The sequence below is a fragment of the Kribbella antiqua genome (genome assembly GCF_004345665.1).
Classification (GTDB): domain Bacteria; phylum Actinomycetota; class Actinomycetes; order Propionibacteriales; family Kribbellaceae; genus Kribbella; species Kribbella antiqua.
Genome location: NZ_SLWR01000002.1, coordinates 412163 through 437663, shown reverse-complemented (window position 1 = coordinate 437663; position 25501 = coordinate 412163). Strand labels below are relative to the sequence as shown.

Here is a 25501-nt window from a genome sequence, read left to right as displayed (position 1 = left end):
TTACCCCTTCGTCCGGGCTCGCGGGTCGAGCAGGAACACCGCGAAGTCGCAGAGCAGGACACAGATCAGCACGGCCAGCGTGACCAGCAGGAAGAGGGCCTGCAGCAACGGATAGTCAGTACTCACGGTGGCGTTGTAGAACATGTAACCCAGGCCGGGATAGTTGAAGACGTACTCGACCAGGATCGTGCCGGAGATGACGAAACCGAGGGACATGGCGAAGCCGGACAAGTTGGGCAGGAACGCGTTCCGGCCGGCGTAGCCGAACATGATCTTCCGGTTCGGGATGCCTTTGGCCCGGGCCATCCGGACGTAGTCCTCGGCGAGCGTGGTGACCATGTTGTTCCGCATGGTCAGGATCCAGCCGCCGACCGCCGTGATCAGGATCGTGGCGGCCGGCAGGATGCCGTGCTTGATCACGCTGCCGATGAACTCGCCGTTGAAACCCGGGCTCAGTCCCTGGTCGTAGTTGAAGTCGTTGGGCAGGACCGGATTGTTGCCGATCGCAAACAACGAGATCAGCAGCAGCGCCACCCAGAAGTACGGCAGCGCCGAGGTGACGATGAACACCGGTGGCACGATGCCATCGATCAGCCCACCGCGCCGCCAGCCGGCGATCGTGCCGATCAGCGTGCCGAGGGCGAACGCAAGGACGGTCGAGATACCGACCAGGCCGAGAGTCCACGGCAGGGCGTCACCGATCAGCTGGGTCACCGGCACACCGAGGCTGCTGCCGATCGACACGCCCCAGTGCGCGGTGACCATCGACTTCAGGTATTCGACGTACTGCAACATGAGGTTCTTGCCCGGGTCGAACCCGAACTCGGCCAGCACCGTCCGCAACTGTTCGGGGGTCACGACGCTGCCGCCCTTGCTGAACCGGTCCCGCAGCGCCTGTTCCGGACTGCCGGGCATCATCCGCGGGATGAAGAAGTTCAGCGTCATCGCGGCCCAGAGAGTGAGCGCGAAGAACCCGAGACGACGGATCAGGTAACGCACAACCAGCTCCTCGCGCTCACTCTCACGAACCGATCCTTACTTCTGGGCCGACTTCGAGTACAGGTTGGCCAGCACCTGCCCGACGTCGGGGATGTTGTACGGCGCGGGTTGGGCGTAGGGGTTGTCCTGGGTCGGCCAGCCGTCGATGTCCTTGGTGTTGTACTGGTACCAGTCGACCGACTCGGTGGTCGGGATGAGCGGTACGTCCTTGATCATGTACCCGGAGATCTGCTTGATCAGCTTGACCTGGGTGTCCGGGTCGGCGCTGGCGTACTGGTCGAACAGCTTGTCCACCTCGGGGTTCAGGTACCGCTCGTAGTTGCTGCTCGCCTGCTTGCCGATCGGCGCGGAGTTCTTCGAGTACAGCAGCTGCCGCAGCTCGTAGTACGGCGTGGGTCCGCCGGGCTGGCTGTAGTAGGCCAGGTCGAAGTCACCGGTGTAGAGCTTCTGGTTGAACGACTGCTGCTGCAGGTCCTGGACGGTCAGCTCGATGCCGACAGCGGCGAGCTGCTGCTTGACCACGGCCAGGGACGCATCCCAGTCGGTGTAGCCGGTCACTGTGATGACGCTTAGTTTGAGCGGGTTGGACGACGAGTAGCCCGCGCTCTGCAGCAGCTGCTTGGCCTTGTCCTGGTTCGGCTTGTCGTAGCCGGCGGCTGTCAGCGCGTCCTTGTCGAAGTACTTGTCGAAGGTCGGCGTGACGACGCCGGTCTGGTTCGCGGCCGGCTGGTAGCCGCTCTCCCCGATCTTCGAGATCTGCTCGCGGTCGAGCGCGTAGGCGATCGCCTGCCGGACGGCGAGCTTACTGCTCGCCTTGTGCGACGGGTCGAGGTTCGGGACGATCGCCACGTTCGCTGTCGGCGGGAACCAGTAGTTGTTCTCCGGGGACTTCGCCTTGTAGAACTTGTCGATGTTCGGGATGTACTGACCACCCCACTGGGCCTTGCCGCTGGCCAGGTCGAGGTTGGCCGGGTTGTTGTCGAGGTACGCCGGGTATTCGACCTTCGCGAGGTACGGTTTGCCCGGCTGCCAGTAGTTGCCGTTGGCAAGGTACTCGATGTTGTTGGCGGAGCACGACCCGATGGTGAACGGCCCGGTGCCGATCGGCTTGGCGTTCGCCCAGGTGGCCGGCTTGCTCGCCGCTTCGCCGGTCGACCAGATGTGCTTGGGCACGATCATGACCTGGTTCGCGAAGTTGAAGAAGTACGGCTCGGCCGGCGCCTTGAACTTCAGCGTGACCTTGTTGCCGCTGGCGGCGACGCTGGTCAGGCCCGCGCCGGTCCACAGCGAGTACAGGTCGAGGGCGGGCTGCTGCTTCATCAGGTTGAACGTGTAGACCACGTCGTCGGCGCTGAACGGCTGTCCGTCGCTCCACTTCACCCCGTCGCGGATGGTGAAGGTGATCGAGTCCTTGTTCGCCGACCAGGTGAAGGCGGTCGCGAGCATCGGCGTGGTGGCGCCGTTCTTGAGCACGTTGACGAACGTCAGCGGCTCGTAGACGAAGCCGTTGGATGCCTGGTTGACCGACGGGTTGAACGGGTTGAACTGGCACGGCCAGGTCTGGCCGCCCACGTTCGCGATCGTGACCGTCCCGCCCTTCTTGTAGGCGCCCGAGCCCGCGCCGCCGGTGCTCGTCGATGCCGGGGGAGTGCTCGACGCGGCGTTCCCGATCGGCTTGTCACCGCCGCCACACCCGGCGGCCAGTAGGCCGATCGCCACCGCGGCGATCGCTGTGCGTTTGATGCCCCTCATCGTCCCTGCCCTTTCACTGCTGATTGGAGCTGCCACTCCTTGATTGGTCATGCGAATGCCTCTTCGCCTTCGCCGAGCTCGGCCCCCGCCGCCTCGGCGCCGAGGGCGAGCGCCCCCACCAGCGGCGCGTCGGACGGGAAACGGGCCACGGTCAGCTCCGGCGGGAAGGGGACGGCTGCGTCGAGTGCCCGGCGCAGCTCAGGTGCGATCTGGTCCCACGAGCGGGCCAGTCCACCACCGGCGACGATCCGGACCGGGTCGACGGCGATGGCCAGGTTGACCACATGCATCGCCAGCTCGCGGTTGAACTCGCCGGTGAGTACGGCGGCGTCCGGCTCGGTCCGCGCCAGCGCGAACACGTCGGCCGCCGTGACCGGTCGCCCCAGCCGGGAGCTACCGGTCGTCTCGAGTGCCTGGCCACTGACGATGTGTTCCAGGATCGTGCGCTCGTCGGCGCCGATCCCGACATCCGCCGCGGAGCGCAGGTTGTAGCCGATCTCGCCGGATGCGCCGTGCGCCCCGGTGATGACGGTGCCACCGGCAACGATCGCCGCGGCGAGGCCGGTGCCGAGGTTGAGGTAGATGCCCGGATCACAGCCGGCCAGCGCACCCCAGCGCAGCTCGGCCGCGGCGGCCGCCTTCACGTCGGTGCCGAGGTGGACGGGAACGCCGGGGAAGGCGTCCCGGACCAGCTGCCCGAAGGGGAGCGCGTCCCAGCCGGGAAACGTCGGCGCGAGCTCGACCCGATCGTCGTACGGGATGCCGAGGGTGGCCGCGCCCACGCCCACCAGCTCGTGCGCAGGGGCGACGTCCGCGAGTAGGTCGCGCGCCGCGGTCAGGCCGCGGGCCATCGCGGCCTGGGCTCCGGCCTCGGCCAGGCTGTCGACTGTCGCGACGCCCAGGCGGCGGCCGGACAGGTCGCCGACCGCGACGGCGATCTTTGTCCCGCCGAAGTCGAGCCCGAGGACGACCGGCGTACGAGTCATGGACTGGCACCTCCACGTGCCGACCAATAGAATCGTTAGGAAACTAACTTAACAATTGTTTCGGCGCAAGGCCCAAATGTGTCCGCAGTTTTAAGAGTTCGCGACGGAGGGAGATCGACGTGACGGTTGTCGCCGGAGGAGCCTCAGCGGCCCGCCCACAGCTGATCCGCGCGATCAACGAGCAGGTCCTGCTGGACCACATCCGGCGGTCCGGGCCGGTGTCGCGGACCGAGCTCGCCAGTCTCACTGGTCTGTCGAAACCGACAGTCTTCGCCGCCCTCGGCACTATCGAGCGCGCCGGGCTGGTCCATGCGACCGGGCAGCGCACCGGCGTCCCCGGCCCGGCCGCGATCCTGTACGGCGTACGCCCAGAAGCTGGGTTCGTCCTCGCGCTGGATGTCGGGCACGAGTTCCTCCGCGGCGCCGTCGCGGATCTCGCCGGCACCACCCGCAGCCGACTGAGCGTGCGTACGAAGGCTGCGAACGCGATGGGCCGGGTCCAGGAACTCGCCGACCTTGCGGCGAAGCTGCTGACTGAAGCCGGCATCGAGGCGTCGCAGCTGACCCAGACCGTGATTGGAAGCCCCGGCGTCTACGATCCGAAGCGCGACACCCTGACGTTGACCGGGCGCCTGTCCGGCTGGGACTCGCCGGCTGTGTTGCCCGCCCTGCGGGAGCGATTCGGGTCGTCGCTGATGATCGAGAACGACGTGGACGCGGCTGCGTTGGCCGAACGGGTGCACGGTCATGGTCAGGAAGTGGACAGCTTCGCCTTCGTGTCCGTCGGCACCGGCATCGGCATGGGCCTTGTGCTCGACGGCAAGCTCCGGCACGGCGCTCACGGCGTGGCCGGCGAGATCAGCTACCTGCCGTTCGCCGAGGGGAGTGGCAGCGACGTACGGGATGCCCGTAAACGTGGGAACTTCGACGCCTCGGCCTCGGCCGCTGCCGTCGTCCGAGCTGCCAAACGAGCCGGCGTACGACGTGCGTCGACGGCGGAGAAGGTGTTCGCGGCCGCGGCACGCGGGGACGCGATCGCAGCCGCCGTCGTCGCCGAAGAGGCCCTGATGGTGGCCAAGGTCGTCTGCACCGTCATCACGGTCGTCGACCCCGAACTGATCGTCCTCGGCGGCGGCATCGGCCAAGCTCCAGGCTTCCTCGAAGCCGTCATCGACCAGGTCCGCGTCCTGGCGCCCGTACTGCCAGACATCAAAGCCACCGAACTAGGCACCGACACCGTTGTGGCCGGCTGCCTAGCCGCCGGCCTAGACCAAGCCTGGCAACACCTCATCAGCCGAATCTCTCCTCCCACCTAGATCGCTGCTTTAAGAGTGGCTGAAGGCAGCCGACGACGGCGGACCACGCAACTGGCAAGTGACCGCGATCGCGGACCGCGAGTTCATTGCCATCGGCTACGTGATGTGCGCGATCCTGACAATCCGGACGTAGGTCGTCCGGAATCGTGGGTAGGGTGCGGGTATGGCTATCGCACGGTTTCCGAGTTTTGTGATCGACTGTCCCGACCCGGGCGTACTCGCGGCGTTCTACGGTGCGCTGCTGGACTGGAAGGTGGAGGCCTCGTCGAACTGGGCCGAGATCCGCACGGAAGACAACTGCATCTCCTTCCAGCAGGTGGAGAACTACACCGCGCCCGAGTGGCCGGGGCAAGGGGTGCCACAGCAGATGCACCTCGACGTGATGGTCGAGGACCTCGACGCAGCCGAGGCAGCGGTGCTCGAGCTCGGCGCGACCAAGCACGAGCACCAGCCCGGCACGACCTTCCGCGTCTTCCTCGACCCAGCCGGCCACCCCTTCTGCCTCTGCATCAATTAGTCGACGGTTTCGAAGAGTGGGGTGTCGTCGTCTTCGAGGGTGATTTCGACTCGGTCGAGGCGGCCTTGATAGGGGAAGGTGTCGTCGTACTCAGGCGAGACCGGGGAGGCGCCGTCCTGGCCGATGTCCAGGCCTTCCCAGCCGTGGAAGTGGGGGAGTACGGCGTCGAGCTTGGTGGAGGCGACCTCTTGCGCGCCGACGAGGAGTTGCACGGATGCGGTGCGGTCGCCGGTCTGCTCGACGTTGACCGCGAGTTCCGTCGTACCCACGGGGATGGGCGATTCCGAGCGTACGACGGTGTGCCGGCCTAGGTAGTTGTGGTCGAAGACCAACTGGCCGTCCTTGACGAACAACGCGAACCCGGTGGCGACGCCGCCGAGAGCCACCAGCACTCCGTCGCCGTCCGACGCGGCTCGGTCGACGAACGCGGTGATGCGGTGCGAGCGGTTCATCGTCGGCGGGCAGGCAGCGGCCGGCAGGTGTGGCATGCCGCGGTAGTAGACGAATCGGCGTCGCGCGCGGACTGATCCCGGCCTGGCGACCTTGGCCCGTACGGCGAAGCCGCGGTCGTCGAGCGGCAGTACGTCGTACTTGCCTGCCTCGGCCCAGAAGCGCTGCTGGAGCTCCGCGAGCTTGTCCGGGTAACGCTCGGCCACGTCGTCGGACTCCGACCAGTCGGTTGTGGTGTCGAACAGCTCCCACCGGTCGTCCTCGTACGGCGTGCCACGCTGATGGAAGGCGACGGCTTTCCACCCGTCGTGCCAGATGGCGCGGTGACCGAACATCTCGAAGTACTGCGTGCGATGACGGGTCGGCGCGGCGGCGTCGCCGAAGGTGTAGGTCAGGGGAGTGCCGTGCAGGGGGAGTTGCGGCACACCGCGGTAGACCTCGGGCGCCTGCACACCGACGATGTCGAGCACGGTCGGCGTGATGTCGGTGACGTGGTGGAATTGTGAGCGGATCTCGCCGGGGTTGGCGATCGCGTTGGGGTACCTCACGATCAGTGGCACCCGTACGCCGCCCTCGTGGGTGTTCTGCTTGTAACGACGGAACGGTGTGTTGCCCGCCTGCGCCCAGCCCCACGGGTAGTTCGAGTGACCGCGTGGGCCGCCGATCTCGTCGAGGTGCTCCAGGTTCCAGGCGAAGTCCGGCTCGATGCCGTTCTGGAACGCCGCTGGGTTGAGCGATCCGCGCTTGCCGCCCTCCTGGCTCGCGCCGTTGTCTGACATGAGCACGATCATCGTGTTGTCGAGCCGGCCCAAGGCAGCCAAGGCCTCGACGAACCGTCGCAGTTCGGCGTCGGTGTGGTCGAGCATCGCGGCGTACGCCTCTTGCAGGCGAGCGAACAGACGATGCTCGTCATCGGTGAGGTCCGCCCATGGGACGACCCCGTCATTGCGCGGTGGCAGCCGGGTGTCGGGCGGGATGAGGCCGAGTTCCTTCTGTCGCCTGAACCGTGTCTCCCGTACGACGTCCCAGCCTTCGTCGTACCGGCCGCGGTACTTGTCGAGGTACTCCTGCGGAGCCTGATGCGGCGCGTGCGCGGCGGCGAACGCGAGGTGGAGGAAGAACGGCTTCTCCGGCGTCACCGAGCTCTGGGCCCGGACGAGGGAGATCGCCTGGTCGACCAGGTCGGTGGTCAGGTGGTAGCCGTCCTCCGGCCGTCCCGGCGCCTCGATCGCGTGATTGTCCGTGTAGAGCTCGGGATAAAAGCAGTCGGTCTCGGCCTCGAGGAAGCCGTAGTACCGCTCGAAGCCCCGCCCGAGCGGCCACTGGTCGTACGGCCCGGATGCGGTGGTGTGCTCCATCGGAGCCAGGTGCCACTTCCCGACGCACATCGTGTTGTAGCCGGAGTCGACCAGCATTTCAGCCAAGGTCGCCGCGGCCTTCGTGACGTGACCGCGCCCGTTCGGGTAGCCGGTGTCGAGGTTGGAGAGCAGGCGCATGCCGACGGAGTGGTGGTTCCGTCCGGTCAGGAGGGACGCGCGGGTCGGCGAGCACAACGGTGTCGCGTGGAAGTTGACGTAGCGCAGGCCTTCGGCGGCGAGGCCGTCGATGGTCGGAGTGTCGATCTCGGAACCGAAGCAGCCGAGATCCGCGAATCCGACATCGTCGAGGACCACATAGACGACGTTCGGCGCCGACGCTGGCGGTGCCTGGACGGGCGCCCAGTGCGGCACGGAATCCAGATGTGTCAGCCCGATGCGCCCGTGGAACCCCTGACTCTCACTCATGATCCTCCAGCCCGATCGGCGACCGCGCACTGGTCAGACCAGTGCACTTAGCAGCTGCCAGGATTTCTCCGTCCGATCCTCGGTGTCAAGTGATCGACGTGGGTGGATCGGGGTACCGGGAGCGGTGCAGCGGAAGGGTGTCCATGGTGCGTCGATGGGGCGCGGTCCACGGGGACAGGGAGTCCGGCCAAGTGGTCGAGGTCGGACTGGACGAGCTGCTGGGCTGGGCCCGCGTGCAGGACGACTCCGAGCTGGACGCAGATGAGGAGTATCGGGAGGACGAGCCCGACCCGGTCGCAGCTGAGGACGGCATCGGTTACGAGGCGGATGAGAGCACCAGTGTCGATGCGGATCTCGGCGTCAGTGACACGGCGGAGCTGGCCGCCAGTGAACAGTTGGGCGTCAGTGACGAGTGGCGAGAGGATCTGGCGGGTGCGTCGCTCGGCGCCGCGTTCGTCGGCTGGCTGGTGGCCGGCGGGACCGCCGTACTTCTGCTGGCGTTAGCCGCTGCTGTTGGCAGTCTGATCGGCTGGGACAAGCTTGCCGACTGGTCGGGGATTGGCTGGGTGTACGTCGGCGCCTGGATTGTGCTCGTGCTATCGATGGGAATCGGTGCGTTCGCGGGCGGCTACACGAGTGGGCGACTGGCGCCATCGCAGGGCGGACGGGAAGGCCTCGCCGTGTGGACCGTCAGCTGGGACGCTGTCGGCCTCATCGCTGGGGTGGGTTACCTGGTGGACCGCAAACACGACCTTGTTGCGAGGATCGACTGGCCATCCCTGCCCATCGCCGAGGCCGACCGTGCACTGGCCGCTGCGGCCGCGCTCGTGGCGATCCTGCTCGTCACGTTGGTAGGAGCGATCCTCGGCGGTTGGGCGGCGACAAACCACAGGTAGCTCAGTGGGGTGGGTGGTCGCTGAGGGTGGCGCGGCAGTGGTTGAGGGAGTGGCGGAGGTCGCGGATCTGGGTGGCGGTCAGGCCGTCGGTCATCCGGGCCTCCAGTTTGCGGACGGGGTCGTCGTACTGGGCGATGAGATCGCGGCCGTGGTCGGTGAGGCTGATCAGGATGCGGCGGACGTCCGCGGGATCGCGGCGGCGGCTGATCAGTCGGGCCTTCTCGAGCGCGGTGACGATGTCGGCCATCGACTGGGTCTTCACGAAGGAGTTGCGGGCGAGCTGGGCGGAGGTGAGTCCGTCGCGCCGGTGCAGCACGGTGAGCGCCGTGTACTGCACCGCGGTGACGCCCGATCCCTTGAGGATGTCGTCGAGGTGTGAGCGGACGGCGAGCTCGACCTGCTTGATCGCGTACAGCAGTGAAGGTTCCAACGGAAGTCACGCCCCAGGTATTGACAGGAAACCTGATGCTGATCAGGGTATCAACAACAGGAAACCTGATGATTATCCGGGCGTAGTGAGGACCGCACATGACCATCGACAAGATCGAGCGCGAGCTCTACATCGGCGGCCGGTGGACGCCCGCGCAGTCGGGCGCACGCGTGGATGTGATCGACCCGTCCACGGGCACGGTGATCGGTACCGTGGCCGACGGCGACGCGGCCGACATCGATCGTGCGGTGTCCGCCGCGCGTACGGCGTTCGACGACGGACCGTGGCCGCGGATGAGCGGCCGGGAGCGGGCCCGGGTGCTCAACCGGGTCGCGGAACTGCTGCGGAAGAACGCGCAGGAGCTCGCCGAACTGGAGAGCCTCGACGTCGGCAAGCCGATCGGCCTGTGCCTGCCGGTGGACGTCATGACGACCGTCGAGCAGTACGAGTACTACGCGGCCCTGGCGCAGACGCTGGACGGTTCCACCCGGGAGACCCCGCTGAAGACGTTCGCCTACACGCGGCGCGAACCGCTGGGCGTCGTCGGCGCGATCACCCCGTTCAACTTCCCGCTGATCCTCTCGAACTCCAAGCTCGCGCCCGCCCTCGCCGCCGGCAACACGATCGTGCACAAGCCGGCCGACGACACACCGCTGACCGCGCTGCGGATGGCCGAGTTGCTGGCTGAAGCCGGCGTACCGGATGGTGTCGTCAACGTCGTCACCGGCAGCGGCGCCGTCGCAGGAGACGCACTGCTCCGGCACCCTGGCGTGGACAAGATCGCCTTCACCGGATCCACCGCGGTTGGTCGCCTCGCTGCGAGCGCGGCCGCGGCTTCGCTGGTCCCGGTCACCATGGAGCTCGGCGGCAACGCGGCGAACATCGTCTTCGAGGACGCCGACGTGGACAAGGCGGTCGGTGCCGCGATCAAGGGCTTCGTTTTCAACACCGGCCAGTTCTGCATGGCCGGCCCGCGTCTCCTGGTGGCGAGGCCGCTGTACGACGTGTTCGTCGGCATCCTGGCCGACGCCGTACCGACGGTTCCGATCGGTGATCCGCGGGATTCCAAGACGGTGATCGGTCCGATGGCGTCCGACCGGCACGTGCGGAAGGTCGAGGAGTTCGTGGCTTTGGCGAAGGCGGATGGCGGCCGGGTGGTGTGCGGCGGTGAGCGACTCGACCTGGACGGCGGCTTCTACTACAAGCCGACGGTGATCGCCGATCTGCCCAACGAGTCCAGCGTGGTCCAGGAGGAGATCTTCGGCCCGGTCCTAACGGTCCAGCCGTTCGACGACGAGGCCGAAGCGATCGCGCTGGCGAACAGTACGGCGTACGGGCTGGCCGCGGGGATCCAGACCTCGAACCTCGCCCGGGCGCACCGCGTGGCGGCCCGGCTCGAGGCGGGGATCGTGTTCGTCAACGACTGGGCGATGCTCGACCCGGCTGTCCCGTTCGGCGGCGTCAAGGCGTCCGGCTACGGCCGCGAGTACGGCCCGGAGGCGCTCGACGCCTACACCCGCACGAAGTCCGTGATCGTGTCGCTCGACTGAAGCTTCGACTGAGAAAAGGTAGCCATGAGCAACTACACCACCAAGGCCGCGGTCGTCGAGGCCGGCGGCAGCCCGTTCACGCTGAGCTCGATCGAGCTCGACGAGCCGCGCGCCGACGAGGTGCTGGTCCGGATGACGGCCGCCGGGCTTTGTCACACCGATCTCGGCGTCGCCTCCGGCGGTCTGCCGTTTCCGCTGCCCGGCGTGCTCGGACACGAAGGTGCCGGCGTTGTCGAGGCCGTCGGCAGCGCGGTCACCCGGGTGTCGCCGGGCGATCGCGTGCTGCTCTCGTTCACCTCGTGCGGCGACTGCGCCAACTGCCGCGACGGACACCCGGCGTACTGCGCCACCTGGCTGCCGCTCAATCTCCTGGGAGGCGTTCGCGCAGACGGGAGTCCGACGATCACGCGGGACGGCGCCCAGCTCGGCGGCCACTTCTTCGGTCAGTCCTCGTTCTCGGAACTCGCGCTGGTCGACGAGCGCAGCGTGGTCAAGCTCGCCGACGACGCGCCCCTGGAGAAGCTCGCGCCGCTTGGCTGCGGCGTACAGACCGGAGTCGGCGCGGTCTGGAATGTTCTCCAGCCACGCCCCGGCGACTCCGTGGTGGTCCTCGGTGCCGGTGCTGTCGGCCTCTCCGCCGTCATGGCTGCCGCTCTGACCCCGGCGACGACGATCGTTGCCGTCGACAAGGTTTCGTCCCGCCTCGACCTTGCCCGTGAGCTCGGCGCGACCCACGTGATCGAGGCAGGGGACGACCTGACCGCCCGGATCCAGGAAGCGACCGGCGGTGGCGCTTCCGGGCTCGTCGAGACCACCGGCAACGTCGGAGTGCTCCGCGCCGGCGTCGACGCCTTGGCAGCGAGAGGTACGGCGGTCATCGTCGGCGCACCGCCCTTCGGCACCGAGGTCGCGCTGGACGTCAATGGCATGCTCGGAGGTAAGCGGGTGGTCGGGCTGACCCTCGGCGACAGCGAGACGCAGCGGCTCATCCCGGTTCTGGCCGAGCTGGTCGCGCAGGGCCGGCTCCCGGTGGAGCGGCTGATCACCGAGTACCCGTTCGCCGATATCGAGAAGGCGGTCGAGGACATGACCGGTGGTACGACGATCAAGCCGGTGCTGAGGTTCTGAGCGTGAGCAAAGGTAACCAAGGACTCGGGACGTGGCCGCGGCGCCGCGCCCGGATCTCGCCTGACGCCGAGGCGCTCACCCAGGGCAGTCGACGACTCACCTACCGGCAGTTGGCGGATCGAGTCGACCGGTGGGCCTCGGCGCTGCAGGACCTCGGGATCACTCGGGGAGACCGCGTCGCCTGGTTGGGCGCCAACGACATCGCGACCTTCGAAGCGTTCTTCGCCACCGGTCTGCTCGGTGCGATCTTCGTGCCGCTCAACACTCGTCTGGCCGCGGTCGAGCTCCGGTACCTGCTCGACGACTGCGGTGCGTCGATCCTGATCACCGGCGCGGGCGTGGATCACGTCGTACCGGAGCTTGGTGAGCATGTGCCGGTGAGCTCGATCGAGCTGAGTACGTCGTTGGCCGAGGAGCCGGATGTGCACCTGGACGAGCCGGCGTTGATCCTCTACACCTCGGGAACGACCGGAAAGCCCAAGGGCGCGGTGCTCACGCATGGCAACCTGACCTGGAACACGTTCAACCAGCTGGTTCACTTCGACCTGACCGAGTCCGAACGGGCGCTGTGCATCGCGCCGCTCTTCCACGCCGTCGGACTGGGTCAGATCACGCTGCCGACGCTGCTGAAAGGCGGCCGGGTCGAGGTCGTCACCAAGTTCGACGCCGGCACGATCCTGCGGCTGATCGACGACGAGAGCATCACCAGCTTCTCGTGCGTTCCGACCATGCTGCAGCTGATGACCGAGCATCCGGCGTGGGCCGAGGCGGACCTGTCGTCGTTGCGGCACGTCATCTACGGCGGCTCGACCATCAACGAGAGCGTGGCCAAGGAATGGCTCAACCGTGGTGTCCGCATTCTCCAGGGGTACGGCATGACCGAGGCCAGCCCGGGCGTCTACATGGCCATCCACGACGGCGCCGCCGAGCATCGGACGTCGATGGGCGTGCCGCACTTCTTCACCGATGTCGCACACCGCGCCGAGGACGGTCAGGCGATCGGGATCGAGTACGGCGGTCCCGGTCGCGAGCTGCTGATCCGGGGACCGCATGTGTTTGCCGGGTACTGGAGTCATCCCCGGGACGACGATGGCTGGTTCCGTACCGGCGACGTCGTACGCACCGGTGCGGACGGTTGGTCGTACGTCGTCGATCGGGTGAAGGACGTGATCATCTCCGGTGGCGAGAACATCTCCCCGGCCGAGGTGGAGGCCGTGCTGGTCGATTTCGATGGCGTCCGGTCCGCGGCTGTGGTCGCCGCGCCGGACGACCGCTGGGGGGAAGTCGGCGTCGCGTTCGTCGAGCTGCATCCCGGCGTGACGGTCGACGTACCGGCGCTCCGGCGGCACCTGGAGGCCAACCTCGCCCGGTTCAAGCTGCCGCGCGACATCCACCTGGTCGACGAACTCCCGCGAAACGCCACCGGCAAGGTGCTCCGAGCGCGACTCCGCGACGAACTCAACCGAGAGGCTCCATGACCCTGCTACCGGACTCCTTACAAGTGGAGCGGCATGGCGAGGTGGTTGTCGTCCGGCTCTGCCGTGAGGCCAAGCGCAACGCTCTCGACGATGCGACCGTGCTCGGGCTCGAGCGCTTCTTCTCGACGCCACCCGCCTGGGCTCGTGCCGTCGTACTCGACTCCGCGGGGGCGCACTTCTCCGCGGGGCTGGACCTGACGGAACTGACCGAGCGGACGACGTTTGAAGGACTCGAGCACTCGCGGATGTGGCATCGCGCTTTTGCCCGCATCGAGCAGGGCTCGCTGCCGGTGGTGGCGGTGCTGCGGGGTGCGGTGATCGGCGGCGGTCTCGAACTCGCGTCGGCGACTCACCTTCGCGTCGCCGAGCCGTCGGCGTTCTACGCATTGCCTGAGGGACAGCACGGTCTGTTCGTCGGGGGAGGCGGATCCGTCCGCGTTCCACGGCTGATCGGCGTACATCGAATGGCCGACATGATGCTGACCGGGCGGGTCGTGGACGCGGCCGAGGGCCAGACGATCGGTTTGTCGCATTACCTCGTCGAGGACGGCGAGGGATTGGCGAAGGCGCTCGAGCTCGCCGAGCGGATCGCGCGCAACGCACCGATCACCAACTTCGCCGTACTCCAGGCCCTTCCGCGGATCGCGGAGGCCGACCCGAGCCAAGGTTATTTGCTCGAGGCACTGATGGCATCAGTTGCCTCCGGCAGCGATGACGCCAAGGAACGGATGGGGGCTTTCCTCAACGGCCGCGCCGGAAAGGTGACCCGCGAATGACGTCACTCTGGACGCCGCCGGCAGATTGGCGGGATATCACCCGGATCGGGCAGTTCCTGCAGCTTGCGGAAGCCGGCACTGGAAGGACTTTCGCGAACTACGACGAGCTATGGCGATGGTCGGTCGACGAGCCGGACGAGTTCTGGGCGAGCATCTGGGACCACTTCAACGTGCGGAGTGACACCGGGTACGACGCCGTCCTGGCTGATGCCGCGATGCCTGGAGCGTGCTGGTTCCCAGGTGCGCGGATCAACTACGCGAGGCACCTCCTCGACTTCCGCGGGGTGACCGCCGAGGACACGGCCGTCATCGGCGTCTCCCAGACTCGCCCCCAGCTCGACTTGACCTTCGCGGAGCTCATCCAACAGGTCGCCCGAGCCCGCAATGCCCTTGCAGCGTTGGGCGTACGACGTGGCGACCGCGTCGTCGCGTATCTGCCGAACATCCCCGAGACGCTGGTCGCCTTCCTCGCCACCGCCAGCCTGGGCGCGGTCTGGGCGAGCTGTGCTCCAGAGTTCGGCGCCCGCAGCGTCCTCGAGCGTTTCCGCCAACTCGAACCGACCGTACTGCTGACGGTCTCCGGCTACGTATACGGCGCCAAGACGGTCGAACGCCGAGCCGAGGTCGAGGCCATCCGTGCAGGCCTTCCGTCACTCTGGCACACCATCGAGGTCGAGTACGGCCCCGAGCGGCTGTCCAACACTCTCTCCTGGACCAGCCTCCTCGATGAGGCCGAGAGCGGCATGGACTTCGAGCCGGTCCCATTCGATCACCCGTTGTTCGTGCTCTTCTCGTCAGGTACGACGGGTCAGCCCAAGGCGATCGTGCACAGTCACGGCGGCATCCTCCTCGAACACCTCAAGAACCACGCCCTCAGCTGGGATCTCGGTCCCGGCGACCGGCTGCTGTGGTTCTCGACGACGGCCTGGATGATGTGGAACGCGCTGGTGTCCGCCCTGCTGCTGGACGCGAGCATCGTCATGATCGACGGCAATCCGATGCACCCCGGCCTCGACTTCCAATGGCGGCTGGCCGAGGAGACGGAAACCACCTTCCTGGGCGCCAGCCCGGGCTTCCTGATGGCCACCCGCAAGGCCGGTCTCCAGCCGGCGAAGGAGTTCGATCTGTCCCGCGTCCGGCAGATCGGAGCTGCGGGAAGCCCGTTGCCGGCTGAAGGCTACGAGTGGGTGGACGAGCAGTTCGGGCCCGATGTCCTCCTCAACGTCGGCTCTGGTGGGACGGATGTCTGTAGCGGCATCGTGCAGGGCAGTCCGATCCAGCCGGTGCTCGCCGGTGAGATCTCCGGGCCGAGTCTCGGATTCGACGCTCAGGCGTGGGACGACGAAGGACATCCGGTCGTCGGTGAGCTGGGGGAGTTGGTGATCACCCGGCCGGTTCCGTCCATGCCGATCGGCTTCTGGGGCGACAAGTCCGGCGAGCGCTACCGGTCGACGTACTTCGATCGATGGCCGGGGGTGTGGCGGCATGGTGACTGGATCCGGTTCGCCGAGTCGGGCAGTTGTGTGATCGCGGGCCGGGCCGATGCCACGTTGAACCGTGGTGGAGTTCGGCTCGGTACGGCGGAGTTCTATCGCGTGCTCGAGGAACTGCCGGAGGTCGACGACTCACTCGTCGTACATCTGGAGGATCCTCAGGGTGGCAACGGGGAGCTGCTGCTGTTCGTCGTACTCGCTGAGGGCGCCGAGTTCGACGAGCGTACGGCGGCTCGGGCCTTGCGGGAGGCGTTGTCGCCTCGGCATGTGCCGGACACGGTGGTCGCGGTGCGGGCGATCCCGCGGAACCGGACCGGGAAGAAGCTCGAGCTGCCGGTGAAGCGCATCCTGCAGGGACGGCCGCTGGATGAGGTCGCGAGCAAGGACGTGCTGGCTGACGCTGATTCGCTGGATGCCTTCGTGGAGTACGCGAGGAGTCGTGGATTATGAGCGTCGCGGTGGTTGGTGCGGGTGTGATCGGCGCGGGCTGGGTCGTCCAACTACTCAGCCGTGGGCAGAGCGTCAGGGTGTTCGATCCGTCGGTGACAGATCTCGGTCGCAAGGTGGAGGAAGCCGCGGAAGCCGTGACCGCACTGGGCGGCGATCTGACCGGATGGGAAGCAAGGTTGTCGGTGGCAACGACCTTGGCGGAGGCGGTCGAGGGTGCCGGCTTCGTGCAAGAGAACGGGCCGGAAGATCCACACCAGAAGGAAGCGCTGCTCTGGGAGCTCGACGCGCTGGTCCCCGAGGGTGTGGTGATTGCGAGCAGTACGTCGACTCTGCCGCCGAGCCGGCTGGCGTCGATGTGCTCGAAGCATCCGGAGCGCGTGATCGTCGGGCACCCGTTCAACCCGGTCTACCTGATTCCGCTGGTGGAAGTCGTCGGCGCGCCGGTGACCGATCCCGACCTGATCGACCAGGCGATGTCGTTCTACACGGGCGTCGGCAAGAAGCCGGTCCGCCTCCGTGCCGAACTCCCGGGCCATCTGGCCAACCGCCTGCAGGCCGCCCTCTGGCGCGAGGCGTACTCCCTGGTGGAGCGTGGCGCCGCGACGGTCGCCGACATCGACGCGGCCATCGCTCACGGCCCGGGGTTGAGATGGGCATTGCTCGGTCCGTTGGTCAACCAGCACCTCTCTGGCGGCGCCGGCGGTCTCGCACACGTCCTGGAGCATCTCGGTCCGATGACCCAACTGCTCATGGACGACCTCGGTGAGCCAACCCTCACGCCAGAGCTCGCGGACCTGCTCGTGCGCGGCGTCGACGAGGAGCTCGGCACTCGCGACCAGGTCCGCCTGGCTCAGCAGCGCGACGAGTTGCTGGTGCAGTTGCTCACGGCCAAGAGCCGAGCCGATAGCTTGCCGTAGAGGGGTGCTGGATGCGTTACGAACCTGCGATCGACCTGGACTCGATCGACGCCATCGACTTCCACACCCATGTCGAGGCGGACGATCATGGGCACTTCTCGCTCGACCAGGAGCTGATGGACGCCTCAGCGGCGTACTTCAAGTCAGGACAGCCGCGGACGCCGACCATCGACGACATCGCCGAGCACTACCGGGCCCGGCGGATGGCGGCGGTGGTTTTCACCGTCGACGCGACCACCGCGACCGGGCATCCGGCAATCTCGAGTGAGGAGATCGCTGCCGGGGCCGCGCGGCACAACGACGTACTGATTCCGTTCGGTTCGGTCGATCCGCGCTCGCCTGATGCCGTCGATCGGGCGGAGCGGCTGATCGAGGACTACGGCGTACGGGGGCTGAAGTTTCATCCGAGTCTGCAGGGGTTCCGGCCGAACGACGAGCGCTTCTATCCGCTGTACGAGGTGATCAGCGAGCTTGGTGCGATTGCGCTGTTCCACACCGGGCAGACCGGGATCGGTGCGGGACTGCCGGGTGGGCGCGGGATCAAGCTGCGGTTGTCGGATCCAATGCTGCTCGACGACGTCGCCGCGGACTTTCCGGAGCTGCGGATCGTGATGGCTCATCCGGGTGTGCCGTGGGCGGATGCTGCGATCTCGGTCGCGACGCACAAGGCCAATGTGTTCATGGATCTGTCCGGCTGGTTGCCGAAGTACTTCCCGGAACAGCTGGTGCGTCAGCTGAGCAGCCTGCTGCGCACCAAGGTGCTGTTCGGCTCGGACTTCCCGGTCATCACCCCGGACCGCTGGCTGGAGTCGTTCGCCTCGCTGCCGGTCCGCGACGAGGCAAAACTCCCCATTTACAAGGAAAACGCGGCCCGCCTACTCGGCCTCACCTGATCCCGTGCCCGGCTCTCCTGACACACGCTTCGGTGCCTGGTCAGGGGGTAGCGCCCGACTTTGTGCACGGTTCGACCACGACACGCCGCCGCGCGATGGTCAAGCGGTGCACAAAGTCACCAGCAGCCGGAATGCGCCGCACAGTGAAGCCACTGTGCTGCCTGCTCGCCTTGGCCGGGCGGTTTCGGGGCGAGTGTGAGGAGTGTGCCATCGACTGTGGCCACCAGGTCGCCGGCAATCGGTTGCCGGCAGCAATCTCCCCACAGTGGACGCCACCACCGGACGTGAGCGGCTGCGAGTGAAGCCAGTGTGGCGGTCGCAATCCTGGGGCGTTGCCCGCGATTGGGTTGACCATCCGACCCTCTCAGTCATCGAGCGGCATTGGAGTTGACCCCTCAGATAGAGGGTTGCCCCCTCGGAATCTCAGCGGGCAACCCTCCAACTCAGGGGTTCGCCCCTGAATGGGTGGCCTGGCCGGGCGTTGGTTGGGGGTCCGCGGAGCGTCGACTGGCTCGTGCTCGTGCGGGACCCCCGCCGTCGGCGTAATGGGTCAGGGACGGTCGATGACGAGTTGCGGGTGGGTGGCGCCGTCCGATGCGACTCGGGAGACGCACAGGCAGATCCGGGACGTTTTCTGTGCCTCGCCGAGGAAGACGTCGCGGTGGTCGATCCGGCCGGCGTACTCGTGGACTCGTACGACGCACAGGCCGCACTCGCCCTTGCGGCAGTCCCACATCACCTCGACGCCGGCCTCTTCGAGCGCCTCGAGCATCGACAGGTTCGTCGGCACGGTGATCGTGCGACCGTCGCCGGGAATCGAGACCGTGAATTCCTCGGCTGCCCATGCGCCACTGTTCCCGAACGTCTCGAACCGAAGGCTCGTCGGCGATAGGGCACGCCGCACCCATTCACGTCGTACGGCGTCCATCAGCCTGATCGGGCCGCACATGTACAGCTCGGTGTCCGCTCCGATCTCGTTCAGAACAGCGCCCACGTCGAGACCGGTTCCTTCGTCGTCGACGTGGACTTTCAAGCGGTCACCATGGTCTTCTTCGAGCTCGCGCAGCCAGGCCATCGCGGGACGGGACCGGCCGACGTACACGAAGGTGTAGTCCTCGCCGCGACGCTTGAGGGTCGCACCCATCGCCAGCAATGCGGTGATGCCGATGCCCCCGGCGAGCAGGACGTAACGCGTGGCACCCACTCCGAGTGGAAAATTCTGGAGCGGGTCGGAGATGCGAAGGCGATCGCCGGTTCGCAAAGCGTGCATGGCTTGCGAACCACCTCGGGAGTCCGCGGCGAGCCGGACGCTCAAGGTCCACTGCCCGTCCTCACATCGCACCACCGAGTACGAGCGCCGCAGCCCATTCACTTCGACATCCACATGGCTGCCGGGCGGAGCCACAGCGGGCCGCTCGGGCCGGATGACCAGGCGGCGGATCCCGTCGGCGGCGTCCGACGCCTCGACGATCTCGCCGGTCTGCCAGACAAGCGTCGACTGGGCGGCCATCGTCAGCGTCCCTCGGCCTGGAGCATGCGGTCCAGGATGCGCCGGACCCACATCCCGCCGGCGTCGATGTTGAGGCTGTAGAACTCGTAGTCCGGGTTGGCGTCGATCGCCTTCTGCTGCGCGATCAGCATGTCCTCGTCCTCACCGAACACGTTGTGGACACCCTGCCGGAGTTGCGTCGTGATCGACTGACTGTCCAGCCGGTAGTTTCGCATGAACGCCCAAAAGTAGTGCGACGAGCGGTCGGACTCCGGCGTGATCGTGTTCATCACATAGCCGTTGACGCCCTGCGAACGGTCGCCCTCGGGCGCGCCGCTGCCGGCGCGCGCGACGCCGACGTCGATGCAGATCGTCGACGGCGCCTCGTACCGGATGATCTGCCAGCGATCCACCTTCCCGCTGAAGCCCGGGAACTTGTCCCGCATGTTCTTGCGCCAGAACGGCGGCGGGTCAATGCCGAGCATCCACCGGCTCACGGTCACGTGCTTGTCGTCGTGGGTCACCTCGAACTCGGCCTCGGACAGCTCCGCCTGGCCGATGCTCGACGAATGCACGAACTCCTCGTGCGTGAGATCCATCAGGTTGTCCAGCACGAGCTGGTAGTTGCAGCCGGCATGGATCGTCTCGCCGTCGCCGGCCCACTCGGGCGAGTCCATCTGGTGCATGTCCGGCACCTGTCCCGGATCGGCGAGATCGGGATCGCCCAGCCACACCCAGATGTAGCGATGCCGCTCCACGACCGGGTACGACGGAACGGTCGCGCTCGGGTTGATCGTCTGCTGAGCCGGCATCGCCGTACAGCGGCCGGCCCGGTTGTAGCGCAGACCGTGGTACGGGCACTGGAGTTCGTCGCCGATGATCGCGCCCTTGGACAGCGGTGCCAGCCGATGCCAGCAGGCATCCGCCAACGCCGACACCCGACCGTCTGTCCCACGCCACAACGCCAGCGGCCGACCCGCGACCGTGCGTGCGAGCGGCGCCTTGTTGGTGACCTCGTGGTCCCACGCGGCGACGTACCAGGCGTTCAGCGGGAAGGCGAAGATCTTGCTGGTCACGGACGCCTGCTGGGCGATGTCGAGCACCATCGGGACTCCCTATCTCCATAGGTAGTGACGTGCGCTCACAATACCTATCGGGATAGGTATTGGCTAGACTCCGGAACATGTCGCTGCGGTACGCCCTGCTGGCCCTGCTGACGTCACGGCCGATGACGGGCTACGACCTGTCCAAGCACTTCAGCCAGTCGGTCGCGCACGTCTGGTACGCGCCGGACTCGCAGATCTACCCGGAACTCAACCGGATGGAGCGCGACGGCCTGGTCGACAGCGAGACGGTGCCGTGGGGCCCCAAGGGGACCAAGAAGGAGTACCGCATCACCGACGCGGGCACGGCGGCCTTCCAGGAGTGGATCAACGAGCCGCTGGTGATCCGCCGGCAACGCGATCCGGCCTACCTCAAATCGGCGTACCTCGAATGGGCCGATCCCGACGCGGCCCGGGCGCAACTGAGGCAGCACCTCGAGTACTGGTCAGGGCACCTGCAGCTGCTCAAGGAGTCTCGGCAGTCGCTGATCGATCACACCCATCCGACGCTGCAGTACCGGCTGAAGAAGTTCCCCGAGGAGGAGCACGACCGGATCGTCCGCTACAAGGTCTTCGCGTACGACGGCCTGATCGACAACGCCTCGGCCGAAGTCCGCTGGGCCCGCAAGGGCCTGGCTCTCATCGACGAACTGGAAGGCGAGTCAACCTAGGCCGTGTCTGATGGCCTAGGCTGCGCCCGATCCCATGAGCGGCCACGTTGAGCGCGGCGACCAGCCGGCCCTTGTCGCGTCTCAGATTCGGTACGACGATCCCGAGCGCGGCAACCACCTCGTCGCGCCGGCGAATCGGCACCGCCACAGAGCAGGCGCCCAGGCTCATCTCCTCGACCGTGGTCGCATATCCGTCGACGAGGATGCGCTCGAGTTGGTCCTGCAGTCGCGACGGCTGGGTGATCGTGTACGGCGTGATCCGCCGCAGCGGCGACGAGAGCGCACGTTTGCGGACGTCCTCCGGAGCGTGTGCCATCAGGACCTTGCCGACGCCGGTGGCATGCCACGGCAGCCGGGACCCGATCTTGCTGACCACCGGCACCGATCGCTTGCCCGAAATGCGGTCGATGTAGAGCGCGCGCGTCCCATCGAGTACGGCGAGGTGGACCGTCGCGAGCGTGGCGGCGTACAAGTCGTGCAGGAACGGCGAAGCCACCTCGCGTACGTCGGTCTGTACCGGCGCGAGCAGGCCGACGTCCCACATGCGCGGGCCGACGACGTACTCACCGGAGTCTGTCCGGGCCAGGGCGCCGAGTCTGGTGAGCTCGGCGATCAGCCGGTGGGCGGTGGACAGCGGCAGGTCGGCGCGGCGGGCCAGCTCGGTGAGGGTGAGATGCGGGTGGGCTTCGTCGAACGCGCTGAGCAGCGCGACCGTGCGCGACACCACGGTGGCACCCGGCTTGGAGACTCTGCCAGCCATCTACGTCCTTCCGTCCAGTGGAAGTCTACGGGCCTGGTCGGGCGGTACGGCTCGTAGCCTGATCGGGTGACAGCCGACCCCGATGTGACCACCCAGCAGGTCATCAGCGACGAGATCGAGAAGATCCACGCGGACGCGCGACCGGGCGATGCCCAGCCGCGGCTCGACTTTCCGCCGTACCGGAGCACGTTGCTGCGGCATCCGACCAAGGAGCTGCGGCATGCCGACCCCGAGGGCGCGGAGCTCGTGGCGCCGGTGTTCGGTCACTCTGATGTCGGCGTACTGGAGTCCGATCTGACGATCCAGCGTGGCGGCGAACCGATCGGCGAGCGCATTCTGGTTCGCGGTCGGGTGGTCGACGGCGACGGACGTCCGGTACGACGGCAGCTGGTGGAGATCTGGCAGGCCAACGCCGCCGGTCGGTACGTGCACAAGGGCGATCAGCATCCGGCTCCGGTGGACCCGAACTTCACCGGGGTGGGACGATGCCTGACCGATGACGACGGGTGGTACTCGTTCACCACGATCAAGCCGGGGCCTTACCCGTGGCGCAACCACCAGAACGCCTGGCGGCCGGCGCACATCCACTTCTCCCTGTTCGGCACGGATTTCACCCAGCGCATGGTCACCCAGATGTACTTCCCGGGCGACCCGTTGTTCGCGCTGGACCCGATCTTCCAGTCGATCACCGACCAGCGCGCTCGCGATCGGCTGGTGGCGACGTACGAGCACAGTCTGTCGGAGCACGAGTGGCTGCTGGGTTATCGCTGGGACATCGTGCTCACCGGTAGCCACGCCACGCTGATGGAACGCGAGGACGACGATGCCTGAGCTCGCTGCGACACCCGGCCAGACCGTCGGGCCGTTCTTCCACTACGCGCTGCCCTATCCGGGAGATCGCGAGCTGGTACGACGTGGCACGCCGGGCTCGGTGTGGCTGCACGGGTACGTGTACGACGGCAATGGCAACGCCGTACCCGATGCGCTGCTGGAGATTCGCCAAGCCGACGCCCACGGAGTCGTGCCTCGGGTCGAAGGCTCGGTGCGGCGGGATGGCGCAGGCTTCACAGGTTGGGGACGCAGCAGCACGGACCCGACCGGCCACTACTGGTTCAGCACGGTGGAGCCGGGGCCGGTCGGACATGCGGCGCCGTTCTTCGCGGTCACGGTGTTCGCCCGCGGGCTGCTCGATCGGCTGTTCACGCGGATCTACCTCCCTGGCGACCTGACCACCGATCCGCTGTTGTCGGGGCTGGACGAAGACGACCGTACGACGCTGGTCGCCGTACGGGAGGCGGACGGGAGCCTGCGCTTCGACGTCCGCCTGCAGGGCCCTGGCGAGACCGTCTTCCTGACGTATCCAAGGCACTCCTGATGGTTGAGCTTGCCGCGACTCGGTTGGCCGGACAGGAAGGCGATCTGCTGGTCGTGGGTCCGTCCCTCGGGACGTCTGTCGAAGCGCTGTGGGGTGAGTGCGCGGTCTTGCTGGGTGACGAGTTCGAGGTGGTGGGCTGGGATCTGCCCGGACACGGCCGAAGCCGACCGGCCTCGGCCGCTTTCACACTCGACGAGCTGGCTTCTGCCGTACGGGATCTGGCTCTGGAAGCGGCCGGAGATCGCCACGTCTGGTACGCCGGTGTTTCGGTGGGCGGCGCTGTGGCTCTGCAACTCGCGCTCGACCCGGGGCCGTTCGGGGCGGTTGCCGGGCTGGCCACGGCGGCCAAAATCGGCGATGCGCAGGCATGGCAGGAGAGGGCGGACTTGGTGCGGCGGGCGGGTACTGCGGTGATGGTTGCCGGGTCGGCTGAACGCTGGTTCGCGCCGGGGTTCACCGATCGGCGGCCCGAGATCGCCGGCGCTCTGCTCACCTCGCTGGTCGACGCCGACGCGTCGTCATATGCCTACACCTGCGAGGCCCTCGCCGGATACGACCTTGGGGAGATGATGGGAGAGGCCAAGGTGCCGCTGCTTGTCGCCGCGGGCGAGCATGACCCGGTCGTCACAGCCGAGCAGGCCGCCGTACCTGGTGCGGCTGTGGTGCTGCTTACCGGATGTGGGCACCTGCCCGCGGCTGAGGATCCGCGGGCGGTAGCCAGCCTGCTCCGGACATTCTTCAGAGGTGCGCGATGAGTTATGACGAGGGCATGAAGGTACGACGTGAGGTCCTGGGCGACGCGCACGTCGACCGGGCCGAGGTGGCGAAGACCGAGCTGACCCGCGACTTCCAGGCGTTCATCACCAGCTATGCCTGGGGCGAGGTCTGGACGCGCCCAGGTCTCGACCGGCGTTCACGCAGCATGATCACCTTGACCGCGCTCATCGCACACGGTCACTGGTCCGAGCTCGAACTGCATGTCCGTGCGGCGCTCCGCAATGGGCTGACCCGCGAAGAGATCGCCGAGGTAATCCTGCAGACCGCCGTCTACTGCGGTGTGCCGGCGGCCAATCACGCCTTCGCGGTCGCGGACGCCGTACTGACCGAGGAGGATCAGTGACCACCGAGGTCTATCTGTACGACGCCGTGCGTACGCCGTTCGGCCGGTACGGCGGAGCCCTGGCCGGGACGCGGCCGGACGACCTTGCTGCTCACGTCGTCCGCACGATTGTCGAGCGGAGGCCGGAGCTCGGTCTGGACGAGATCGTGCTGGGCAACGCCAACGGCGCGGGGGAGGACAACCGCAACGTCGCCCGGATGGCCGGGCTTCTTGCCGGGCTGCCCACGTCTGTGCCTGCTTTGACCGTCAACCGGCTCTGCGGATCAAGCCTGGAAGCCGCGATCGTTGCCTCCCGGCAGATCGCACTTGGTGAGGCGGACGTGATTGTCGCCGGGGGAGTGGAGTCGATGTCGAGGGCTCCCTGGGTGCTGCCCAAACCGGAGAAGGCATACCCGGCCGGCAACGCGGAGCTGGTGTCGACCGCGCTCGGTTGGCGTCTGGTGAACCCGTTGATGCCCGCGGAATGGACGGTGTCGCTCGGCGAGGCGACCGAGCAGCTGCGGGAGCGTGAAGGGATCACCCGCGAGGAGCAGGACGAGTTCGCGCTCCAGTCCCACCGGAACGCCGCCGCTGCGTGGGACGGCGGGTTCTACGACGATCTCGTCGTACCTGTGCCTGGGGTCGACCTCGCCCGTGACGAGTCGATCCGGGTCGACACGACCGCAGAGCGGTTAGCGGGTCTGAAGCCGGTGTTCCGCGAAGCGGGAGGGACGGTGACGGCTGGCAATGCATCGCCGCTCAACGACGGCGCATCCGCGGTGTTGCTGGGCAGCTCGGCCGCCGGGCTACAGCCGATGGCGCGAATCGCGGGACGTGGGGTTGCCGCCAACGAGCCGCAGTACTTCGGTTTCGCGCCGGTCGAGGCAGCCAACCTGGCGCTGAAGCGGGCCGGCATCGGCTGGGGTGAGGTCGGCGCGGTCGAGCTCAACGAGGCGTTCGCCGCGCAGTCCCTGGCGTGCATCAAGGCCTGGGACGTCGATCCCGCGATCGTGAATCGGTACGGCGGTGCGATCGCCATCGGCCATCCGTTAGGTGCCTCGGGCACCCGAGTTCTGGGGACGCTGGCACAGACTCTCGTGGCGTCGGGTGAGCGGTGGGGTGTGGCGGCGATCTGCATCGGCGTCGGCCAAGGGCTCGCCGTCGTACTCGAGAATGTGAGCGTGTGATG

At 67.2% G+C, this 25501-nt stretch carries 24 protein-coding genes; 16 read left to right on the top strand and 8 right to left on the bottom strand.

Features of this window, described 5'->3' with window-relative positions; translation table 11 throughout:
* From EV646_RS08015 to EV646_RS08005, 3 genes are read right to left on the bottom strand one after another with little or no spacing between them, the layout of a single operon-like run.
* Positions 1-999: an ABC transporter permease gene (locus EV646_RS08015; RefSeq protein WP_132145573.1), complete on the bottom strand. Its 999-nt coding sequence runs from the start codon at positions 997-999 to the stop codon at positions 1-3.
* 36 nt (positions 1000-1035) lie between these two features.
* On the bottom strand, positions 1036-2751 hold the full coding sequence (locus EV646_RS08010; protein ID WP_132145571.1) for an ABC transporter substrate-binding protein: 1716 nt from the start codon (positions 2749-2751) through the stop codon (positions 1036-1038).
* 47 nt (positions 2752-2798) lie between these two features.
* A complete protein-coding gene (locus EV646_RS08005; protein ID WP_132145569.1) occupies positions 2799-3737 on the bottom strand; it encodes an ROK family protein in 939 nt (312 codons plus the stop codon).
* A gap of 119 nt (positions 3738-3856) precedes the next feature.
* Here EV646_RS08005 and EV646_RS08000 point away from each other — a divergent pair, with 119 nt between their 5' ends.
* A complete protein-coding gene (locus EV646_RS08000; RefSeq protein WP_132145567.1) occupies positions 3857-5053 on the top strand; it encodes an ROK family transcriptional regulator in 1197 nt (398 codons plus the stop codon).
* Positions 5054-5216: 163 nt separating this feature from the next.
* Positions 5217-5570: a VOC family protein gene (locus EV646_RS07995; protein WP_132145565.1), complete on the top strand. Its 354-nt coding sequence runs from the start codon at positions 5217-5219 to the stop codon at positions 5568-5570.
* Here the strand turns inward: EV646_RS07995 and EV646_RS07990 are convergent.
* Positions 5567-7804 (bottom strand): arylsulfatase, encoded by a 2238-nt coding sequence (locus EV646_RS07990; protein WP_132145563.1) that lies wholly within the window; start codon positions 7802-7804, stop codon positions 5567-5569. The genes EV646_RS07995 and EV646_RS07990 overlap by 4 nt on opposite strands.
* Positions 7805-7995: 191 nt before the next feature.
* Here EV646_RS07990 and EV646_RS07985 point away from each other — a divergent pair, with 191 nt between their 5' ends.
* The gene (locus EV646_RS07985; RefSeq protein WP_132145561.1) at positions 7996-8700 is read left to right on the top strand and encodes a hypothetical protein; all 705 of its coding nucleotides are present in this window, start codon (positions 7996-7998) and stop codon (positions 8698-8700) included.
* Position 8701: 1 nt separating this feature from the next.
* On the opposite strand, the gene EV646_RS07980 is transcribed toward EV646_RS07985, so the two are convergent.
* Entirely contained in the window at positions 8702-9130 is a 429-nt protein-coding gene (locus tag EV646_RS07980; RefSeq protein ID WP_132145559.1) for a MarR family winged helix-turn-helix transcriptional regulator, read from the bottom strand.
* Between the two features lie 98 nt (positions 9131-9228).
* Here EV646_RS07980 and EV646_RS07975 point away from each other — a divergent pair, with 98 nt between their 5' ends.
* From EV646_RS07975 to EV646_RS07945, 7 genes are read left to right on the top strand one after another with little or no spacing between them, the layout of a single operon-like run.
* Positions 9229-10680, top strand: a complete 1452-nt coding sequence (locus EV646_RS07975) for an aldehyde dehydrogenase family protein (protein WP_132145557.1) — start codon at positions 9229-9231, stop codon at positions 10678-10680.
* A 24-nt stretch (positions 10681-10704) separates the two neighbouring features.
* Positions 10705-11808 (top strand): NAD(P)-dependent alcohol dehydrogenase, encoded by a 1104-nt coding sequence (locus EV646_RS07970; protein ID WP_132145555.1) that lies wholly within the window; start codon positions 10705-10707, stop codon positions 11806-11808.
* 2 nt (positions 11809-11810) lie between these two features.
* Positions 11811-13286, top strand: a complete 1476-nt coding sequence (locus tag EV646_RS07965) for an acyl-CoA synthetase (RefSeq protein WP_132145553.1) — start codon at positions 11811-11813, stop codon at positions 13284-13286.
* Entirely contained in the window at positions 13283-14062 is a 780-nt protein-coding gene (locus tag EV646_RS07960) for a crotonase/enoyl-CoA hydratase family protein (RefSeq protein WP_132145551.1), read from the top strand. Before EV646_RS07965 ends, EV646_RS07960 begins: the two co-directional genes overlap by 4 nt.
* Positions 14059-16005, top strand: a complete 1947-nt coding sequence (locus EV646_RS07955; protein ID WP_132145549.1) for an acetoacetate--CoA ligase — start codon at positions 14059-14061, stop codon at positions 16003-16005. The genes EV646_RS07960 and EV646_RS07955 overlap by 4 nt, the downstream gene beginning before the upstream one ends.
* The gene (locus EV646_RS07950) at positions 16002-16922 is read left to right on the top strand and encodes a 3-hydroxyacyl-CoA dehydrogenase NAD-binding domain-containing protein (protein WP_132145547.1); all 921 of its coding nucleotides are present in this window, start codon (positions 16002-16004) and stop codon (positions 16920-16922) included. Before EV646_RS07955 ends, EV646_RS07950 begins: the two co-directional genes overlap by 4 nt.
* 29 nt (positions 16923-16951) lie before the next feature.
* Positions 16952-17815 (top strand): amidohydrolase family protein, encoded by an 864-nt coding sequence (locus EV646_RS07945; RefSeq protein WP_277875093.1) that lies wholly within the window; start codon positions 16952-16954, stop codon positions 17813-17815.
* A 550-nt stretch (positions 17816-18365) separates the two neighbouring features.
* Here EV646_RS07945 and EV646_RS07940 read toward each other — a convergent pair.
* Both EV646_RS07940 and EV646_RS07935 read right to left on the bottom strand, forming a co-directional pair.
* Positions 18366-19325 (bottom strand): PDR/VanB family oxidoreductase, encoded by a 960-nt coding sequence (locus tag EV646_RS07940; protein ID WP_132145543.1) that lies wholly within the window; start codon positions 19323-19325, stop codon positions 18366-18368.
* 2 nt (positions 19326-19327) lie between these two features.
* The gene (locus EV646_RS07935) at positions 19328-20410 is read right to left on the bottom strand and encodes an aromatic ring-hydroxylating dioxygenase subunit alpha (RefSeq protein WP_132145541.1); all 1083 of its coding nucleotides are present in this window, start codon (positions 20408-20410) and stop codon (positions 19328-19330) included.
* Between the two features lie 77 nt (positions 20411-20487).
* Here EV646_RS07935 and EV646_RS07930 point away from each other — a divergent pair, with 77 nt between their 5' ends.
* A complete protein-coding gene (locus EV646_RS07930; protein WP_132145539.1) occupies positions 20488-21078 on the top strand; it encodes a PadR family transcriptional regulator in 591 nt (196 codons plus the stop codon).
* Here the strand turns inward: EV646_RS07930 and EV646_RS07925 are convergent.
* On the bottom strand, positions 21047-21838 hold the full coding sequence (locus EV646_RS07925; RefSeq protein ID WP_132145537.1) for an IclR family transcriptional regulator: 792 nt from the start codon (positions 21836-21838) through the stop codon (positions 21047-21049). The two genes, EV646_RS07930 and EV646_RS07925, sit on opposite strands and share 32 nt — an antisense overlap.
* Positions 21839-21904: 66 nt before the next feature.
* Here EV646_RS07925 and pcaH point away from each other — a divergent pair, with 66 nt between their 5' ends.
* From pcaH to EV646_RS07900, 5 genes are read left to right on the top strand one after another with little or no spacing between them, the layout of a single operon-like run.
* Positions 21905-22669, top strand: a complete 765-nt coding sequence (gene pcaH, locus EV646_RS07920; protein WP_199236865.1) for a protocatechuate 3,4-dioxygenase subunit beta — start codon at positions 21905-21907, stop codon at positions 22667-22669.
* The gene (gene pcaG / locus EV646_RS07915) at positions 22662-23213 is read left to right on the top strand and encodes a protocatechuate 3,4-dioxygenase subunit alpha (RefSeq protein WP_132145535.1); all 552 of its coding nucleotides are present in this window, start codon (positions 22662-22664) and stop codon (positions 23211-23213) included. Before pcaH ends, pcaG begins: the two co-directional genes overlap by 8 nt.
* Positions 23213-23968 (top strand): alpha/beta fold hydrolase, encoded by a 756-nt coding sequence (locus EV646_RS07910; RefSeq protein ID WP_132145533.1) that lies wholly within the window; start codon positions 23213-23215, stop codon positions 23966-23968. Before pcaG ends, EV646_RS07910 begins: the two co-directional genes overlap by 1 nt.
* On the top strand, positions 23965-24333 hold the full coding sequence (pcaC, locus tag EV646_RS07905; protein WP_132145531.1) for a 4-carboxymuconolactone decarboxylase: 369 nt from the start codon (positions 23965-23967) through the stop codon (positions 24331-24333). The genes EV646_RS07910 and pcaC overlap by 4 nt, the downstream gene beginning before the upstream one ends.
* Complete coding sequence (locus EV646_RS07900) at positions 24330-25499, top strand: thiolase family protein (RefSeq protein ID WP_132145529.1); 1170 nt, start codon at positions 24330-24332, stop codon at positions 25497-25499. The genes pcaC and EV646_RS07900 overlap by 4 nt, the downstream gene beginning before the upstream one ends.
* Positions 25500-25501: the final 2 nt, after the last annotated feature.

What these genes read in the sequence shown, in the direction of transcription:
- EV646_RS07940 (WP_132145543.1), bottom strand. Translation starts at nt 19,325, where the DNA reads ATGGCCGCCCAGTCGACGCTTGTCTGGCAGACCGGCGAGATCGTCGAG.
- EV646_RS08010 (WP_132145571.1), bottom strand. Translation starts at nt 2,751, where the DNA reads ATGAGGGGCATCAAACGCACAGCGATCGCCGCGGTGGCGATCGGCCTA.
- EV646_RS08005 (WP_132145569.1), bottom strand. Translation starts at nt 3,737, where the DNA reads ATGACTCGTACGCCGGTCGTCCTCGGGCTCGACTTCGGCGGGACAAAG.
- EV646_RS07990 (WP_132145563.1), bottom strand. Translation starts at nt 7,804, where the DNA reads ATGAGTGAGAGTCAGGGGTTCCACGGGCGCATCGGGCTGACACATCTG.
- EV646_RS07950 (WP_132145547.1), top strand. Translation starts at nt 16,002, where the DNA reads ATGAGCGTCGCGGTGGTTGGTGCGGGTGTGATCGGCGCGGGCTGGGTC.
- EV646_RS07935 (WP_132145541.1), bottom strand. Translation starts at nt 20,410, where the DNA reads ATGGTGCTCGACATCGCCCAGCAGGCGTCCGTGACCAGCAAGATCTTC.
- EV646_RS07960 (WP_132145551.1), top strand. Translation starts at nt 13,283, where the DNA reads ATGACCCTGCTACCGGACTCCTTACAAGTGGAGCGGCATGGCGAGGTG.
- EV646_RS07955 (WP_132145549.1), top strand. Translation starts at nt 14,059, where the DNA reads ATGACGTCACTCTGGACGCCGCCGGCAGATTGGCGGGATATCACCCGG.
- EV646_RS07970 (WP_132145555.1), top strand. Translation starts at nt 10,705, where the DNA reads ATGAGCAACTACACCACCAAGGCCGCGGTCGTCGAGGCCGGCGGCAGC.
- EV646_RS07925 (WP_132145537.1), bottom strand. Translation starts at nt 21,838, where the DNA reads ATGGCTGGCAGAGTCTCCAAGCCGGGTGCCACCGTGGTGTCGCGCACG.
- EV646_RS07995 (WP_132145565.1), top strand. Translation starts at nt 5,217, where the DNA reads ATGGCTATCGCACGGTTTCCGAGTTTTGTGATCGACTGTCCCGACCCG.
- pcaC (WP_132145531.1), top strand. Translation starts at nt 23,965, where the DNA reads ATGAGTTATGACGAGGGCATGAAGGTACGACGTGAGGTCCTGGGCGAC.
- EV646_RS07975 (WP_132145557.1), top strand. Translation starts at nt 9,229, where the DNA reads ATGACCATCGACAAGATCGAGCGCGAGCTCTACATCGGCGGCCGGTGG.
- EV646_RS07930 (WP_132145539.1), top strand. Translation starts at nt 20,488, where the DNA reads ATGTCGCTGCGGTACGCCCTGCTGGCCCTGCTGACGTCACGGCCGATG.
- EV646_RS07910 (WP_132145533.1), top strand. Translation starts at nt 23,213, where the DNA reads ATGGTTGAGCTTGCCGCGACTCGGTTGGCCGGACAGGAAGGCGATCTG.
- pcaG (WP_132145535.1), top strand. Translation starts at nt 22,662, where the DNA reads ATGCCTGAGCTCGCTGCGACACCCGGCCAGACCGTCGGGCCGTTCTTC.